The following is a 15,630-nucleotide window of genomic DNA, read 5'->3' on the forward strand; positions in this document are numbered from 1 at the left end:
AAATCATTTCATAGGCACGGCACTGCATAGGTTGCAGCCAGGCCTCATGCCCACATACAGGAGTAAGCATGCAAAAGCTGTTGCATATCAACGCCGACAAGTGCACCGGATGTCTGCAGTGCGAGATGGCCTGTTCTTTCGAGAACTACGGCACCTTCGCTACCGCCAAATCGCGCATCAAGGTCTTCAATTTCCACGAAACCGGCAAGAAAGTGCCCTACACCTGCACCCAGTGCGACGAAGCCTGGTGCCTGCATGCCTGCCCTGTAGAAGCCATCACCGTGGACAAAGCCACCGGCGCCAAGGTGGTCAACGAAGCCACCTGCGTGGGCTGCAAGGTCTGCACCATCGCCTGCCCCTTTGGCACCATCAACTACGTGGAAGAAACCGGCAAGGTGCAGAAGTGCGACCTGTGTGGTGGCGACCCGGCCTGTGCCGATGCCTGCCCCACCAGCGCCATCACCTTCATCGACGCCAACTGGACGGGCCTGGGCAAGATGGAAGCATGGGCCAACAAGCTGGGCAACCAGCCCTCTGCATCTTAAGGAGCACCAAAAATGTCTTGGGCAGGAAAAATTCTTCGCGTTGACTTGACCGCAGGTACCGTCAAGTCCGAACCCCTTAATATGGAATGGGCCCGCGCCTACATCGGCTCGCGCGGCCTGGGCACCAAGTACCTCTGCGAAGAGGTGGATGCCACCGTGGACCCGCTGTCTGCTGCCAACAAAATCATCTGGGCCACTGGCCCCTTGACCGGCACCATGGCCTCTACGGGCGGACGCTACACCGTCATCACCAAAAGCCCGCTCACCGGCGCCATTGCCTGCTCCAATTCGGGCGGCTACTGGGGTGCCGAGTTCAAGATGGCCGGCTGGGACATGGTGATTTTTGAAGGCGCTTCACCCAAGCCCGTGTACCTGTACGTCAACGACGATGTGGCCGAGCTGCGTGATGCCGCCCACCTGTGGGGCAAGAGCGTGTGGGAGACTGAGACCACCCTCAAGAAAAGCCTGCAAGATCCGCTGACCCGCGTGTCGAGCATCGGCAAGGCCGGTGAAAACGGCGTGCTGTTTGCGGCCGTGGTGAATGACATGCACCGTGCGGCTGGCCGTTCGGGCGTGGGCACCGTGATGGGTAGCAAAAACCTCAAAGCCATTGCCGTGCGCGGCACCAAGGGCGTGGGCAACATCAAGAACCCCAAGGCCTTCATGCAGGCCGTCAAGGACAAGAAGAAAATCCTGGCCGAAAACGGTGTCACCGGCCAAGGCCTGCCCATTTACGGCACCCAGGTGCTGATGAACGTGATCAACGAAGTGGGCGCCTTGCCCACTCGCAACCACCGCGACAGCCAGTTCGAAGGCGCCAAGGATATTTCCGCCGAAGCCATGGCCACACCGCGCGCCACCGACGGCAAGAAGCACCTGGTCACCAACCAGGCCTGCTTTGGCTGCACCATTGCCTGCGGGCGCATCAGCAAGATGGACCAGAGCCACTTCACCGTCTCCACCAAGCCGCAGTACTGGGGCGCCAACGGCGGCCTGGAATACGAAGCAGCCTGGGCCCTGGGGGCGGCCAATGGCGTCAAAGACCTCGAAGCCCTGCAATACGCCAACCTGATCTGCAACGAAGAGGGCATTGACCCCATCAGCTTTGGCGCCACCATCGGTGCGGTCATGGAGCTGTATGAAATGGGCGTGCTGACCAAGGAGCAGCTGGGCATCGATGCCAAGTTCGGCTCGGCCGAAGCACTGGCCTTTCTGGTGGATGAGACGGTGAACGGCCGCGGCTTTGGCAAGGAAATCGGCCAGGGCTCCAAGCGCCTGACCGCCAAGTACGGCCACCCCGACCTGAGCATGAGCAGCAAGGGCCAGGAGTTCCCGGCCTACGACGGTCGCGCCATCCAGGGCATTGGCCTGGCCTATGCCACCTCCAACCGTGGCGGCTGCCACCTGCGCGGCTACACCATTGCGTCCGAGGTGCTGGGCATTCCGGTCAAGACCGATCCGCTGGAACACGAAGGCAAGCCTGAGCTGGTGAAAGCCTTCCAGGACGCCACCGCTGCGTTCGATTCGTCGGGCTTGTGCATCTTCACTACCTTTGCCTGGGGCCTGGCCGATCTGGCACCGCAGCTGCAAGGCGCCATCGGCGACGAGTTCACCACCGAAGAGCTGGCCCATATTGGCGAGCGCATCTGGAACATGGAGCGCGAGTTCAACAACCGTGCCGGCTTCACCGCCAAAGACGACAGCCTGCCCAAGCGCCTGCTGACCGAAGCTGTGAACAGCGGCCCGGCCAAGGGCAAGGTCAACATGCTGGCCGAGATGATGCCCAAGTACTACGCCGCCCGCGGCTGGGATTCGGAAGGCCGCCCCACAGCGGACACCCGCGCGCGCCTGGGGCTGTAGACCAGCGCGCTGACCGCTGCTGCCCAACGCCACGCGCGCAGCAGCAGCGGCTGGCAGCGGTCGGCAGTGTCTGGCACCAGTTGGTGAATGTTGGCAGCAAGCAGCCGCAGACCATTTGCCAACAGTCCCTGTCACAAAGGCGGTCATCCACGGGCCGCCTTTCCTTTTTTCTGGAGTACACCCCATGACCCACCACTTGATTTTGGGCGCTGGCCCGGCCGGCGTGATTGCCGCGGAAACCATACGCAAACTGGCGCCGCTGGACCGCATCACCATCGTCGGTGACGAGCCCGAGCCCAGCTACTCACGCATGGCCATTCCCTATTTGCTGATTGGCAACATCGACGAGCGCGGCACCTACCTGCGCAAGAGCCCCACGCACTTTGCCGACCTGAAGATCGAGGTGCTGCAGGCCCAGGTCACGGGCGTGGATGCCAAGGCCAAAACCGTGGCCCTGAACAACGGCCACAGCCTGGCGTTTGACACGCTCTTGGTGGCCACCGGCTCGCACCCGCTGCACCCGCCCATTGCCGGCATCGACAGCCCCGGTGTGCACACCTGCTGGACGCTGGACGATGCGCGCAAGATTGCGGCCCTGGCCACCCAGGGTGCGCGCGTGCTGCAGCTTGGTGCAGGCTTTATCGGCTGCATCATCATGGAAGCGCTGGCAGCCCGTGGCGTGCAATTGAGTGTGGTGGAAATGGGCGACCGCATGGTGCCCCGCATGATGGGTCCCACCGCCGGCGGCATGATCCGCGACTGGTGCGAGGCCAAGGGCGTGCAGGTGTTCACCTCCACCAAAGTGGAGTCCATCACCCCGGGCAAGCCGCTGCAAGTGAAGCTGTCCAACGGAACCACCGTAGAGGCCGATCTGGTGATCAGCGCCGCCGGTGTGCGCCCGGCCATTGGCTACCTCAAGGACTCCGGCATCACCTGTCTCTTGGGTGTGTTGACCGACGAGCATTTGCAGACCAATGTGCCCGGCATCTTTGCCGCCGGAGACTGCGCCGAGGCCTTTGACAAGGTCAGCGGCAAAACCATTGTGTCCGCCATCCAGCCCAATGCGGCCGAGCAGGCCCGCATTGCCGGCGCCAACATGGTCAGCCAGGCGCGCGGCCAGGCCTTGAGCGCCGAGCTCAAGGGTGTCACGCAAATCAATGTGCTCGACACCCTGGGCCTGATCTCCACCAGCTTTGGCGACTGGCAGGGCCGCCCCGGCGGCGAGCATGTGGAGCTGACCGATATAGCAGCAGGGCGCCACCTGAGCCTGCAGTTCCAGGGCGATGTGCTGGTGGGCTGCAACAGTGTGGGCTGGACCGAGCATGTGGGCGTGATGCGCGGCTTGGTGGAAGGCCAGGTCAAGTTGGGCGACTGGAAGGACGTGCTGAAGAAAGACCCCACCAAACTGGTGGAGGCTTACCTGGGTGCGGCTCAGGGGCAACAGGAATGGTCGGGTGCCGATGATGCGCGCAGGCGCTAGCATGCAGGCTCAAACCGTGTGCCTATGAAAATCACCTTCAAGCTGTTTGCTTCCCTCACCGACTTCCTGCCGCAGCAAGCCCGCTACGCCAACCAGGTCGAGCTGGAGGTGGCACCCGGTGCCACCATTCTGCAGATCATCGAGCCTTTTGGGTTGCCTGAGAAAATGGTGCATCTGGTGCTGATCAACGGCCGCTATATCGCGCCCGAGGACCGCGCCACGCTGGCCCTGCAGCCCGGTGACGTGCTGGCCATCTGGCCACCCATTGCAGGCGGCTAGTATGGCCCCCACGTTCGCCCACTGCGTGTGGCTCTCTGCCCCCCGAGGGGGCGCGTTTCGCCTTGGGGCGGCCCGGCGGCGAAACATGGCCCCCACGTTCGCCCACTGCGTGTGGCTCTCTGCGGCCTGAACTTCTTTATGCAATCTGTTTACGAAGAGCGCTTTGAGCGCGATATGGCCTGCACCGAGGCCGACTGGCTGCGCTGGCTGCCCGAGGCCATTGGCCAGCACCACTGGAAGCGCCAGGAGCGCACCGTGGGTGTGCGCATTGGTGACGGTGCCTTGGGGCTGAAGTGGCAGGTGGCGGAACCGCGTGTGATTGCGCTGGTGGCTATGCCGCGCCTGGCGGTGAGCTTTCGTTTTGCGGGGGTGGATGATGTGGCCCGCCACGCTTTCATGAAGCGCTTTGATTTGTATATGCAGCGTGGAGGCGGCTAGCTCCTGCTGGTCCCGGCAGGCCCTAGGCTTTGGGCAGCACGGCGTACAGCATCATGGGGCTGAGCAGTTCCAGTCCCACCAGATACGCGCCTTGTGGTGCATGGGCGGCTTCGGCCCTGGCCTGGCTGCACCAGGCAATGCGGCCAAACACTTCGAGCTTGACATGGCTGTCCTGGTATTCCAGCGTGACACCCTCGGACTCCGGCAACTCATGGGTGAGGAAGAAGCTGATTCCCGCGTGTGAAATATCACGCAGGCGTTCCACGGCGATACGCCTGCCCTGCATCAGCAATGTCACGGCTCCCGGAGGCACCGCGCCCAACTGGATCCGGGGTATGAGTCGTTTTTCCTGGTAGGACATGGTGTATATATATGGCTTATAAAACCGAATGGCGGAGTCCGTCCCATTTACTGTAAGCTAGTTATGGGAACGGAGGGCTGAAAATGGCCCCGGTCAGGGAAGATTCAAATATAAATTGGGGCTAGGCTAAGTGGCAACACTCACAACACCAGAGCTATTGCGGCGCGTGCCGCTCTTCGAGCATCTGTCCGATACGCAGGCGGTATCGCTCATGGGTGCACTCGAGAAAAAGCGCTACAAGCGTTCTGAGCGTCTGGTCGAGGCAGGCCAAAAGACCAACATGCTGTTCGTCATCCTGTCGGGCACGGCCAACGTGGTCGTCACCAACTCCAGCGGCAAGGAACTTGTCTTGGCCACCCTGGGCGCGGGCGACTGCATTGGCGAAATGAGTTTGCTGGACAACCAGCCGCACTCGGCCACCGTGGTCACCGCTACGCAGGTAGACGTGCTGGTACTCACCCGCGACGGATTCAACAGCTGCATATTGCACAACGCCCAGATGGCCGTGGCCGTCATGCGCGGCTTGGTCAAGCGGTTGCGCAAGGCCAACCAGAAAATTGCATCCCTGGCGCTCTTGAGCGTGTTTGGCCGGGTCGCACGCTACGTGCTTGAAATGGCCGAAGAAACGCCCAGCGGCCAGCTCATAGTCAGAAAAAAGATATCGCATGCCGCGATTGCCCGCGAGGTGGGTGCCTCGCGTGAAATGGTGAGCAAGGCGCTCAAGGAATTCGAGGCCCAGGGCTTTATCCGCAAGACGCCCGATGGCATGCTCGCCATCACCGAGCGGCGCACCAAACCCCGGCCATGAGTTACCCTGCCTGTGCCCTGCTGCTGGGTGCCTTGATAGGCTGCCAGAGCCATGCACAGGTGTATACCGGCCTGAGCGAGAGTGGCTCGGTGGTGTTGTCCAGCAATCCGGATGACGCGGCCACCACGCTGCTGATTGCGGCCGAAAAAGTGGTGGTGCAACTGCCCTTGGCCGAACCCGCGTTTTCGAGTGCAGTGCCTGCCAGCTATTGGCCCTTTATCCAGGAGGCCAGCCTGGCCTACCAGTTGCCCTCGGAGCTTATCCATGCGGTCATCCTGGTGGAGTCCAACTACAACCCGCGCGCCAGGTCAGCCAAGGGTGCCCAGGGCCTGATGCAGTTGATGCCGGCCACGGCCCGGCGCTTCGGCTTGGCCGACAGCTGGGACCCGCGCCAGAACATCCTTGCCGGCAGCAAATACCTGCGGTGGCTGATGGACTATTTTGGCGAGGATATGGAGCTGACCGTTGCCGCCTATAACGCGGGTGAGGGTGCGGTGATGCAGGCCGGGCGCCGGATTCCCCGGTTTGCCGAGACCGAAAAATATGTTCCCAAAGTGCTGTCCATCTATAAGCGGGCCAAGCGCCTGGCCTGACAGGTTGGAGCCACCCTAGCGGGTGCGCGGCACGGGCTGGATGTAACCAGGCGGCGTAGGTGTGTTGGGGCGCGCCTGCGGCGGCAGCGGTACCACAGGGCCTGCCGTTCCAGGGGTGGTATAGCCCTGGCCTGCGGCCAGCACGGGGTTGGCGGCCGGCAGGGCCGAGCGAAACACCCACTCGGCATATTGCTCCTTGTCCACCATGTCCTTGTCGCGCAGGGAAAAACCAAAGACCTTGAGGGGCTTGTCAGTGGAGGGGCTGTACACGCCCACCAACTGGCCACTGGGCAGGCGAACCTCGCCCCATTGGGTGCTGTTGGTGATGGGGTCGGCGTAGAGCTGGCGCAGATGGCGCAGGGGCTTGTCGGGTGTGCGCACGTCCTCCAGCAACTCCTGCAGGCTCAGGGGAAAGCGCCGCGCTGCGGGCGGCGACTGCAGATAGAAGCGGGTAATGGCCTGGCGAAACTGGTTGCCTACAAACAGCAGTTCCTGCTCTTTTTCGCGCTGGCGTGTCAGGGTCCAGACCTCCGAGGTGGCGCCCAGGCCAATGCCCAGAATGGCCAGTCCAATCAGCAGCGCGATATAGACAAAACCACCCTGACGGGGAGCCAGGCTACCACTCGGCATAGGGAATGCCATCATCGCCCGCACCTTCGGCGCCGCTGTTGATGTTGTAGACACCGCCGCCCTGGCCGTCTGCGGGGGGAATGATCAGCCAGGCCTCGGAGCTGTCGGCAATCGGGTCCCAGGGCAGGGTGCGCAAATAGCGTTTGGCCACCAATTCGGCGAGCTGCTCCGGGTAGCGTCCGGTGTCGGCGTGGAACTTGTCCAGCGCATCGCGGGTGCTGGCCAGATTGGCCTTGAGCACCGTCTCCTTGCTGCGCTCAATCGAGCGGAAATAGCGCGGTGCGGCCAGCGTGAGCAGCAAGCTGATGATGGTCATGACCACGATCAGCTCGATGAGTGTGAAACCCCGGTGTCGAGTGCGCATCACCAGTCCTTGTAGGCTATGCCGTTCAGGCCGACGGCGGCCGAGCGCGAGTACACATCAAACACATCCGCGCCGGGCTGTGGATTGGTGGCGGGGCTGGCGTAGCTCCGCAGCCCCCATTGCGTGGCGCCCTCAGGCCCGGCCTGCGCCATCAGGGGGTCGCGGGGGAGTTTGCGCAGGAAGTACATCATCTGGTCGCGCTTGGGGCTCTTGGCATCGGGCACGCCGGTCACCAGAACCTCCAGGGTGGGTGGGTAGCCACTGCCCTTGGTCTCTTCCAGGATGCGGCCCTCGTCCACGGCCTGCTTGTAGTTGTCCAGCGCGGTGCGTATCTGGCGCAGCGCCTCGCGCAGTTCGCGCTCGTTGCTGCGGCGTTCGGCGAGCTCCAGCATGGGAAACGCGACCGTAGACAGCAAGGCCACGATGGTGACCGTTACCAGCATTTCGATCAGCGTGAACCCGCGTGGGCGCACAGATGCGCGCAGGGCTTTCATTGTGCGGGCTTGGGGTCCTGCTCGGGCACAGCGGTGTCTGCAGCTGGCTCGGCTGCCGGGGCCAGCATGGGCACAGGCGCCAGCAGATTGACTGGGGCGGGTACAGGTGCCGGTGCGGGCACGGCCGGGCGAGCCAATCTTGAACCCGTAGGAGCCGGAGCTGCAGCGGGTGCGGCTACGGCAGGTGCAGCAGCCGCCGAGGAGGCCGACGAGGCTGACGAAGACGAAGCCTGGCGGTTGCCAAAGCGCATGTTGTTTTCTGTGCCCGACCACATTTCCAGCAAGTCACTGTCGACCTGGCGGTTGTTGCGGATGATGCGCGGCGTGATCGACATGATGATTTCTTTTTTGTTCTTCACATCTGTCTGCTTGCCAAACAGGCGGCCCAGGATCGGGATGTCACCCAGGCCTGGCACGCGCGTGGCGGCGCTGGTGTCCTCGTCCTGGATCAGGCCGCCAATGACTTCGGTCTGGCCGTCTTTCAGGCGCAGCACGGTGTTCACGCTGCGGGTGCCAATGGTGTAGGCAATGGTGCCGGTCTTGGCTGCATCGGCATTGGGGGCACCCGCCGAGCTCACCTCCAGCGCCATGCGGATGGCCACTTCACCGTCGGCGTAAATGGTTGGTTCGGCCTCAATCTTGATACCCACTTCCACGTACTGCACGCTGGTGTTGTACACCGCCCCCACACCGGTTGTTGCGGTGGAGCCTGGCACGGCTGCGGTGGAGATCACGGGCAGGCGGTCACCCACCAGGAACTTGGCCTTTTCCTTGTTGCGTACGCGGATGCGTGGTGTGGCCAGTGTGTTGACGTCCGAGTCGGTCTTTTTGGCCGTGACCGTCACACCCGTTGTGGACACGAAGTCCCCCCGGCCCAGCGCAGCCAACTGGTCCAGCGTCATCGAGGTCAGGCTGGTGCCAAAGGTGGTGGGCAGGTCTATGCCCAGGGCCAGGGCGCGGTCGCGCGAGACTTCCATCACATCGACTTCCAGCATCACCTCGGGCTCGGGCTGGTCCATGGCCACGATGAGCTTCTCGATCATGCGGATGATTTGCGGCGTATCGCGCACCACCAGCGAGTTGGTCTTTTCGTCTATAAAAATGTCTTTGGTCTTGGTCATGGTCTTGACCATGGCCATGACGTTTTTCGGGTCCGCATTGGTCATGGCAAAACGGCGGATCTTGAGTTCAGCGTACTCACGCGACTTGGCCTCGGTATCGGCATAGATCAGGATCGAGTTCTCGCTCAAGATGCGTTTGGCTGTCTGGGTCTGCATCAGGATCAGGTCGATGGCCTCCTCCACCGGCGTGTCGCGCACAAAGATGGTGACCTTCAGGTCGGTCTTGACGTCCTTGTCGAACATCACGTTCAGGCCGGTGGTCTTGGCAATCGCCTCCATCACCATGCGCAGGTTGGCATCGCGGAACTGCAGGGTGACGGGCTTCTTGCCCTTGAGGTTCAGGGCGGCGCCATTGAGCAGGCTGTTCTGCGCGGTGGCCTGGATGATCTGGCTGCGCAGTGCCAGCGCACGCACGTGGGAGGGGTTTTCCACCAGCACGCGGGCTATGGTGTTGCTGGCGGCATCCAGGTCGCCCTTGCCATATTGCAGGGCCGCATCGTCCACGCGGGCGGACTGGCGGCGTTCGGCGGTGATGTCGTTGCTGGCCTGGCGGGCGGCGATGTTGCCGCGGTCCAGCGTCAGCACGCGGGCATAGCGCTGCAATGCTGCATCCCAGCGTTGCTCGCTGCGCTCCTTCTCGGCATCGCGCAACAGGCGCGCTGTCAGGGCGTCGCGCTGCAGAATCCAGTCTTTCTTGAAGTTGGCGTTGCCGGGGTCAGCCTGTTTGGCCTGCTCCAGCTTGCTCAGGCCCTCTTCAAGCTTACCTTCATCGATAAGGGAGAGACCCTCACTGTGCATGCGGTCTGCAGCACAGCCGGCCAGAGCCAGGGCCAGCAGGGCAGCCAGCACGGTACGGGATGGAAATTTTATTGTTTTCACTGGGAACCCCCGGTGGATAAAGATTGCGAAGTGCCCAAGGGCAAATAGGTGAGTGTCACTTTGCTGGCCTCAATGCGATCAATGCGGTAGGTGTTTTCAAGCGTTTCGCCCACGCCTGCCGTCAGCACACGGTTGCCCCGTACCAGCATGACCACATGGGTATCGCCCTGTGCGAACTGGCCCATGTAGACATAGGGCAGGGCAGGCGCAGTGGGCGGCGGTGTAGGAGCGGGCGGTGGCGGTGGGGGGGGAGGGGGCGGTGGCGGCGGCGGCGGGGGCACCACCACCCAGGTGCTTTTGGCAAACAGGGTGCTGGCGCTTTTTTCGTTCAGCGTGCCGCGCTCCTGCGAGCCCTTGAGGGTCTGGTCCAGGCTGGTGGCCGCTGCAACCAGCGGGCTGCTGTCTGCCGCTGAAGCTGGGCGCAACTTGAGGGTCTTGCCGGCCTTGGCCGGCTCCGACACTGCCTGCTCGTCCGGGCCCGGAGCAAACCAGATCAGGGCCGCCGTCAGTGCAGCGCCTGCGCCTATCAACAGTCGGGTGCGCGCAGGTGTCATGGCTGTGTGTCCATATAGACCAGGTACACCAGCTTGGCTTCTATGGCCTCGTCGTCCACCTTGTCGCGCTTGAAGACGGCGTTCTCCAGAGCCACGGTATTGTTTTCCTGCAGCACGCTGTCCATGAAGCCCAGTACCTGCCTGAAGCTGCCCTTGACCGGCAGCGAGACGCGAAACCGCGCCAGCCGGTCGGTGCCGGTCTGCAGGCGCGCGTACTCCCCTGTCTCCAGGGCCAGGCCCTGCTTTTCGGCAGCCTTGTAGATGCGCTGCAGGGTCTCGGGCAGCTTGTCGGTGGGTGCAAAGCCGCTGTAGAACACACGCAGCTGCTCTTCGTGGTCGAGCGCCGAGTTCACCGGCAAGCTGCTTTTGGTAGCCACCTGCTGCTGCAGCGATTGCAGCTTGCGCTGGGTGCTGGCCAGGTCCTTCTCACTGGTTCGCACCAGCGTGTACCAGCCAGCCAGAGCCATCAGCAGCAGGACTATGCCCAGGCCGCCGGTGATGCCAAGCTGGTCCATGCGGTAGCGCAATTGGCGCTGCAAAGCCACACGCGTCATTCGGCAATCCTCCAGATGGCGGAGACACGGAAGCGCACCGGCTTCTCCGGCATGTCCTTGTTGATGGCATGCGACTGCAGCACCACCTCGGAGAAGTCGGTGCTGGCCTGCAGGTCGCCCACAAACTGCAGCATCGATTCCAGCGTGCGGGCCTCTGCCACCAGCACCACCGAGCCCTTTTGCGTGTCCGGCTCAACCGAGATGAAGGCCACCTTGCCGGCTATGGAGGACTTGCCCAACTGCACAAAAAACCGTTGCCAGGGCAGGCCGAGTTGCACCGAGGCACTGTGCGCGCGCTGCCAGGCCTGTGCCAGGTCCTTGGGGTTCATGGCGGCCACTTTGGGGGCCGTGCCCAGGCGGGTCATTTCGGTCTGCACCCGCTGATGCTGCCCGGCCAATGCGGGCACCTGCACCAGCTGCCAATAGGCCAGCACGCAGGCCAGTGCCAGGGCGCCCAGCAGCAGCACGCTGGCGCGCAGCCAGTAAGTGCTGCGCGGCAGGGCCACCAGATCAAAGTAAAAGCCCTTCATGTCCTGGCTCCCAGCAGTGCAAAGGCGTACTTGGCGCCGGGCTCGCCGGGCGGCGTTTTCAGGGGTGTGAACAGCACGCCGTCCAGCGTGCCAAAGGGCAGGTGCTCAAAGGCCGGTGCATGCACAAAAATCTGCAGCAACTGCGATGCCTTCAGGCTGGTAGAGGCCAGCATGATCTCCTGGTGCACGCGCGCCAGCAGCTCTTGCGGGCTGTCAAACTCGGCATGCACCGAATAGATCCAACTCCAGGCATCGTGGCTCCAGCAGCCCAGCGTCAGGCGCCCCTCTTCCAGGTTGATGAGCCAGCCACTGGGCCCCAACGCACTGCGGTGGGTTTGCAGGGTGGCGGTAAATGCGGTTTGAACCGAAGCCACCTTGCAGCCGCTTTGCCCCACATGGTTTTGCAGCAGCGCAAACAGGGTTTTGGGAATGGCAACCGACAGCCGCGACTGGCCAGGCCGCCCGGCGCTGAAGCCGAAGTGCCAGTCCGCGCTGGCGTTGGCGCCGTACACGTCATCAAAATTGAGCATCGCCATGGCCAGGTCTTCGTCGGCGTTGCGCAGCCCGGCCTGCCAGGGGAAGCAGGCGTAGCGCGCCAGTTTGTCCGACAGCACCACGTGCAGGCGTGTGGTCTGGGTCTGGCGCACCAGCTCGCCTGCCACGCGCACCAGATCCTGCCAGTTGTCGGCGATCTGTATCGAGGCGTTGCGCTGGTGGACTTCCACGGGACGCTGCCCCATGCCCACGGTCTTGACGGCCTGGATGCGGTCCGGCGTGACGTACAGCAGCAGGGTGTCAGGCGATAAAAGTGACACGGTTGATCTCGCTTAATGTGGTTTCGCCGCGGCGCACCAGGTCCAGGGCCGATTCCCGCAGCAGCCGGGTCCCGTTGGACTGGGCTGCCTTCTTGAGTTGCCGGATCGGCGCACGCGCCACGATCAGCTCGCGGATTTCGTCATTCAGGCTGAGCACCTCGGCAATCGCCTTGCGCCCCTTGAAGCCGCTGCCACGGCAGTGGCCACAGCCCCGTCCGGCACGAAAGCGCCAGCCGGCTACATCGTCTTCGTGCAGGCCCGAGGCCTTGAGCAGGTCCGGGGCGGGGTAGTCGTCGTCTTCGCAGTGCTTGCAGTTCACCCGCAGCAGGCGCTGGGCCAACACCCCGTTGAGGGCCGACACCAGGCTGTACATGTCCACGCCCATGTGCATGAAGCGGCCAATCACGTCAAACACATTGTTGGCGTGCACGGTGGTAAACACCAGGTGGCCGGTGAGGGCCGACTGGATGGCGATCTGCGCGGTCTCGGAGTCGCGGATTTCACCCACCATGATCTTGTCCGGGTCATGCCGCAGGATGGAGCGCAGGCCACGGGCAAAGGTCAGGCCCTTCTTTTCGTTCACCGGAATCTGCAGCACGCCGGGCAACTGGTATTCCACCGGGTCTTCAATGGTGACGATCTTTTCCGCACCGGTGTTGATCTCGGAGATGGCCGCATACAGCGTGGTGGTCTTGCCGCTGCCGGTGGGGCCGGTGACCAGCATCATGCCGTAGGGTTCGGCGGCCAGTCCGCGCAGCACGGCGGCCACGTCTTCATCAAAGCCCAGCGTGGTGAGCTGCAGGCCCTTCATCTGGTCCGAGAGCGACTGCTTGTCCAGAATCCGCAGCACCGCGTCTTCGCCGTGGATGCTGGGAATGATGGAGACGCGCAGGTCAATCAGCCGCGCCTGCAGGCTCACCCGAAAGCGCCCGTCCTGCGGCACCCGGCGCTCGGAGATGTCGAGCTCCGACATCACCTTGATGCGCGAGATGGTCTGCTCGGCCAGGTCTGACGTAGCCACCGAGCCCACTGTGCTCAGCACGCCGTCGATACGGTACTTGATGACCATGCCAGCGCTGGTGGACTCCAGGTGGATGTCACTGGCGCCCGCGCGCAGCGCATCAAAGAGGGTGGAGTTGACGAACTTGATAACCGGGCTGGCGTCTTCGCTGATGGTGCGAAAGCTCAGCTCTTCCACCGACTCGTCCTGCAGGGGCACGCTGCCGCCCTGGCCGCCGCCCAGCGACTCCATGGCGCGCAGGCCTTTTTCCTGGCGTGTCAGGTAGGCCGTGATGTCGCTGCGGTGCGACAGGCATTTGCTGTAGGCGAAATCCAGGTTGGCATCGGCCCACTGGCGCAGCTTCTGGTCAAACGGGTCGGAGACGATCAGGTTGACCTGTCCTTCTGTGTCACGCAGCAGCAGGCATTCGTGGCGCAGCATGTCCGGGAAGGACATCAGGTCCATGGCGGCCACCATGCTGTTGATGGAGGCCATGGACACCACGGGCAGGCCCACGCGCTGGCCCAGGGCTTCCAGAAACTGGGTGTTGTCGAGTTCCAGGATTTGCTGCAGCGGCTCCACCATCGGGCGGTTTTCCACCGTGGCCCGGTCCTGTGCCTCACGCATGAGGCCCATGAAGGCCGAGGGGGTGGCGCTGGCTTTGTCGTTCATCGGATGCTTCCTGCGAGTTCGAAGATCGGGAAGTACATGACCACCACGATGAAGCCAACAACCAGGCCGATGAAGGCCATCAGCAGTGGTTCGAACAGTTTGACGAACCAGTCAATCCACTGGCTGATCTCGCTGTCATAAAACAAGGCAATGCGCTCCATCATTTCACCCATCTGTCCGGTTCTCTCCCCCACGCGCAGCATACGCGCGGAAACCGCGCTGGTCAGGCCGGTTTTCTCCATGGCCTGCGAAATGGGGGTGCCTTCCCGTATCAATTGGGTAGCAATACCCAGTTGCTGGCTGAGCGCGCCGGGCAGCAGGCCCGACACCAGCTCCAGCGAGCCCACCGCCGGCATGCCGCCACGCAGCAACATGCCCAGCGAGCGGTAGAAGCGCGCCAGCTGGTAGATGCGGATGCGCTCGCCCAGTGCCGGAATGCGTTGCAGGGCCTTCACGATGTGTGTGGGTGTTTGTGGCCGGGTGAGCCAGTAGCCCAGCGCCACGATGCCCAGGCCAATGGCCACCAGCAGCGCCATGCCGTAGTTCTGGGCAAAGTGCCCCCAGCTGATCAGCAGGCGCGACATCCAGGGAATTTCGCCGCCCAGGTCTTCAAAAATCTTGGCAAAGCGCGGCACCACATAGCCCATCAAAAAGGCAATCACCAGGGTGCCCACCACCATCAGCAGCACGGGATAGATGCTGGCGCTGATGATCTTTTTCTTGACCGTGTCGAGCTGGCTTTGGTAGGCCACATATTTTTCCAGCGCCTCGGGCAGTCCGCCGGTGCGTTCACTGGCGCGCACCGTGGCCACGAACAGGGGCGGGAAGGTGCCGGGGAACTGCGCCAGCGCGTTGGAGAGCGAGCTGCCGCGAAACAGGTCCTCCACCAGCTTGCCCAGAATGTCTTTGCGCTCGCTGCGGGTTTCCTTTTCGTTCAGCGTCTCGATGGACTCCACCAGCGCCAGGCCGGCATTGAGCAGGGTCAGCAACTCCTGGCTGAACTGGCCAACCGGAAAGTCACTGCTGCGCTGGCGCCTGCCGGGCAGGCCGATGGCGCTGCCACCCGTGACCGAGAGCACGCGCAGACCCCGTTCGGCCGCGGCCTTGAGGGCCAGTTCGCGGCTCGATGCCTCCAGCGTGAACGTACTCACTGCGGCAGACCGGTCGATGGAACGGATGGTGAATTGCATGGATAGCGCAAGCGTGCCGGTTTCTGCCGTGCACCGGGGCTATTCCCAGCTGCCCAGGTCGGCGTCTTCACCGGTGCCGCCGGGCACACCGTCCTTGCCGAACGAAACGATGTCGTATTCGCCGTGGGTGCCCGGGCGCTTGTAGGTGTACTGCGCCCCCCAAGGGTCGGCGGGCAGGCCCTTCTTCAGGTAGGGGCCGTCCCAGCGCGCTTCATCGGCGGGCTTGGCGGTCAATGCCGCCAGTCCCTGCTCGCTGCTGGGGTAGTGCCCGGTGTCCAGGCGGTATTGGTCCAGGGCCTTGCCAAAGGATTCAATCTGGGCACGCGCCACCTTGACCTCGGACTTGCCGACCTGCTTGAAATACATGGGCGCCACATAGCCCACCAGCAGGCCGATGATCACCATCACCACCAGCAGTTCCAGCAGCGTAAAGCCGCGCGCCTTCAGGGTTGTGCGTTGCATG

19 protein-coding genes are annotated in these 15,630 nt (G+C 63.1%); 7 read left to right on the top strand and 12 right to left on the bottom strand.

Annotated elements, in window-relative coordinates; all coding sequences use genetic code 11:
* Positions 1-68 precede the first annotated feature (68 nt).
* The 5 genes from DIC66_RS05095 (at position 69) to DIC66_RS05115 (ending at position 4,602) form a co-directional block, all read left to right on the top strand.
* Positions 69-545, top strand: a complete 477-nt coding sequence (locus tag DIC66_RS05095; RefSeq protein WP_117174697.1) for a 4Fe-4S dicluster domain-containing protein — start codon at positions 69-71, stop codon at positions 543-545.
* Between the two features lie 12 nt (positions 546-557).
* Positions 558-2,405, top strand: coding sequence for an aldehyde ferredoxin oxidoreductase family protein (locus tag DIC66_RS05100; RefSeq protein ID WP_117174699.1), 1,848 nt, complete (start codon positions 558-560; stop codon positions 2,403-2,405).
* Between the two features lie 184 nt (positions 2,406-2,589).
* Positions 2,590-3,885, top strand: a complete 1,296-nt coding sequence (locus DIC66_RS05105; RefSeq protein WP_117174701.1) for an NAD(P)/FAD-dependent oxidoreductase — start codon at positions 2,590-2,592, stop codon at positions 3,883-3,885.
* A gap of 24 nt (positions 3,886-3,909) precedes the next feature.
* Positions 3,910-4,164 (top strand): sulfur carrier protein ThiS, encoded by a 255-nt coding sequence (gene thiS / locus DIC66_RS05110; protein ID WP_117174702.1) that lies wholly within the window; start codon positions 3,910-3,912, stop codon positions 4,162-4,164.
* 138 nt (positions 4,165-4,302) lie between these two features.
* Positions 4,303-4,602, top strand: a complete 300-nt coding sequence (locus DIC66_RS05115; protein WP_117174704.1) for a hypothetical protein — start codon at positions 4,303-4,305, stop codon at positions 4,600-4,602.
* A 22-nt stretch (positions 4,603-4,624) separates the two neighbouring features.
* On the opposite strand, the gene DIC66_RS05120 is transcribed toward DIC66_RS05115, so the two are convergent.
* A complete protein-coding gene (locus tag DIC66_RS05120; RefSeq protein WP_117174705.1) occupies positions 4,625-4,963 on the bottom strand; it encodes a PilZ domain-containing protein in 339 nt (112 codons plus the stop codon).
* Positions 4,964-5,093: 130 nt separating this feature from the next.
* Between DIC66_RS05120 and DIC66_RS05125 the strand changes: the two genes are divergently transcribed.
* On the top strand, positions 5,094-5,771 hold the full coding sequence (locus DIC66_RS05125; RefSeq protein WP_117174707.1) for a Crp/Fnr family transcriptional regulator: 678 nt from the start codon (positions 5,094-5,096) through the stop codon (positions 5,769-5,771).
* Complete coding sequence (locus DIC66_RS05130) at positions 5,768-6,364, top strand: lytic transglycosylase domain-containing protein (protein WP_117174709.1); 597 nt, start codon at positions 5,768-5,770, stop codon at positions 6,362-6,364. Before DIC66_RS05125 ends, DIC66_RS05130 begins: the two co-directional genes overlap by 4 nt.
* A 15-nt stretch (positions 6,365-6,379) precedes the next feature.
* Here DIC66_RS05130 and DIC66_RS05135 read toward each other — a convergent pair whose 3' ends face one another.
* The 11 genes from DIC66_RS05135 to gspG are packed head-to-tail and all read right to left on the bottom strand — an operon-like array spanning position 6,380 to position 15,629.
* Positions 6,380-6,994: a type II secretion system protein gene (locus DIC66_RS05135; RefSeq protein ID WP_117174710.1), complete on the bottom strand. Its 615-nt coding sequence runs from the start codon at positions 6,992-6,994 to the stop codon at positions 6,380-6,382.
* Positions 6,981-7,358, bottom strand: coding sequence for a type II secretion system protein (locus tag DIC66_RS05140; protein ID WP_117174712.1), 378 nt, complete (start codon positions 7,356-7,358; stop codon positions 6,981-6,983). The genes DIC66_RS05135 and DIC66_RS05140 overlap by 14 nt, the downstream gene beginning before the upstream one ends.
* The gene (locus tag DIC66_RS05145) at positions 7,358-7,852 is read right to left on the bottom strand and encodes a type II secretion system protein (protein ID WP_117174714.1); all 495 of its coding nucleotides are present in this window, start codon (positions 7,850-7,852) and stop codon (positions 7,358-7,360) included. Before DIC66_RS05145 ends, DIC66_RS05140 begins: the two co-directional genes overlap by 1 nt.
* Entirely contained in the window at positions 7,849-9,852 is a 2,004-nt protein-coding gene (locus DIC66_RS05150) for a secretin N-terminal domain-containing protein (RefSeq protein WP_147321242.1), read from the bottom strand. Before DIC66_RS05150 ends, DIC66_RS05145 begins: the two co-directional genes overlap by 4 nt.
* Positions 9,849-10,406, bottom strand: a complete 558-nt coding sequence (locus DIC66_RS23210; RefSeq protein ID WP_199534665.1) for a hypothetical protein — start codon at positions 10,404-10,406, stop codon at positions 9,849-9,851. Before DIC66_RS23210 ends, DIC66_RS05150 begins: the two co-directional genes overlap by 4 nt.
* On the bottom strand, positions 10,403-10,960 hold the full coding sequence (locus DIC66_RS05165; RefSeq protein WP_117174721.1) for a hypothetical protein: 558 nt from the start codon (positions 10,958-10,960) through the stop codon (positions 10,403-10,405). Before DIC66_RS05165 ends, DIC66_RS23210 begins: the two co-directional genes overlap by 4 nt.
* A complete protein-coding gene (locus DIC66_RS05170) occupies positions 10,957-11,490 on the bottom strand; it encodes a hypothetical protein (protein WP_117174723.1) in 534 nt (177 codons plus the stop codon). Before DIC66_RS05170 ends, DIC66_RS05165 begins: the two co-directional genes overlap by 4 nt.
* Entirely contained in the window at positions 11,487-12,305 is an 819-nt protein-coding gene (locus DIC66_RS05175) for a hypothetical protein (protein ID WP_117174725.1), read from the bottom strand. The genes DIC66_RS05170 and DIC66_RS05175 overlap by 4 nt, the downstream gene beginning before the upstream one ends.
* Positions 12,286-13,977: a GspE/PulE family protein gene (locus tag DIC66_RS05180; RefSeq protein WP_233505788.1), complete on the bottom strand. Its 1,692-nt coding sequence runs from the start codon at positions 13,975-13,977 to the stop codon at positions 12,286-12,288. Before DIC66_RS05180 ends, DIC66_RS05175 begins: the two co-directional genes overlap by 20 nt.
* A complete protein-coding gene (locus tag DIC66_RS05185) occupies positions 13,974-15,167 on the bottom strand; it encodes a type II secretion system F family protein (RefSeq protein WP_117174727.1) in 1,194 nt (397 codons plus the stop codon). The genes DIC66_RS05180 and DIC66_RS05185 overlap by 4 nt, the downstream gene beginning before the upstream one ends.
* A 39-nt stretch (positions 15,168-15,206) precedes the next feature.
* Complete coding sequence (gspG, locus tag DIC66_RS05190; RefSeq protein ID WP_117174729.1) at positions 15,207-15,629, bottom strand: type II secretion system major pseudopilin GspG; 423 nt, start codon at positions 15,627-15,629, stop codon at positions 15,207-15,209.
* Position 15,630 lies beyond the last annotated feature (1 nt).

Origin of the sequence: Rhodoferax lacus, assembly GCF_003415675.1 — a bacterium.
Classification (GTDB): Bacteria; Pseudomonadota; Gammaproteobacteria; order Burkholderiales; family Burkholderiaceae_C; genus Allorhodoferax; species Allorhodoferax lacus.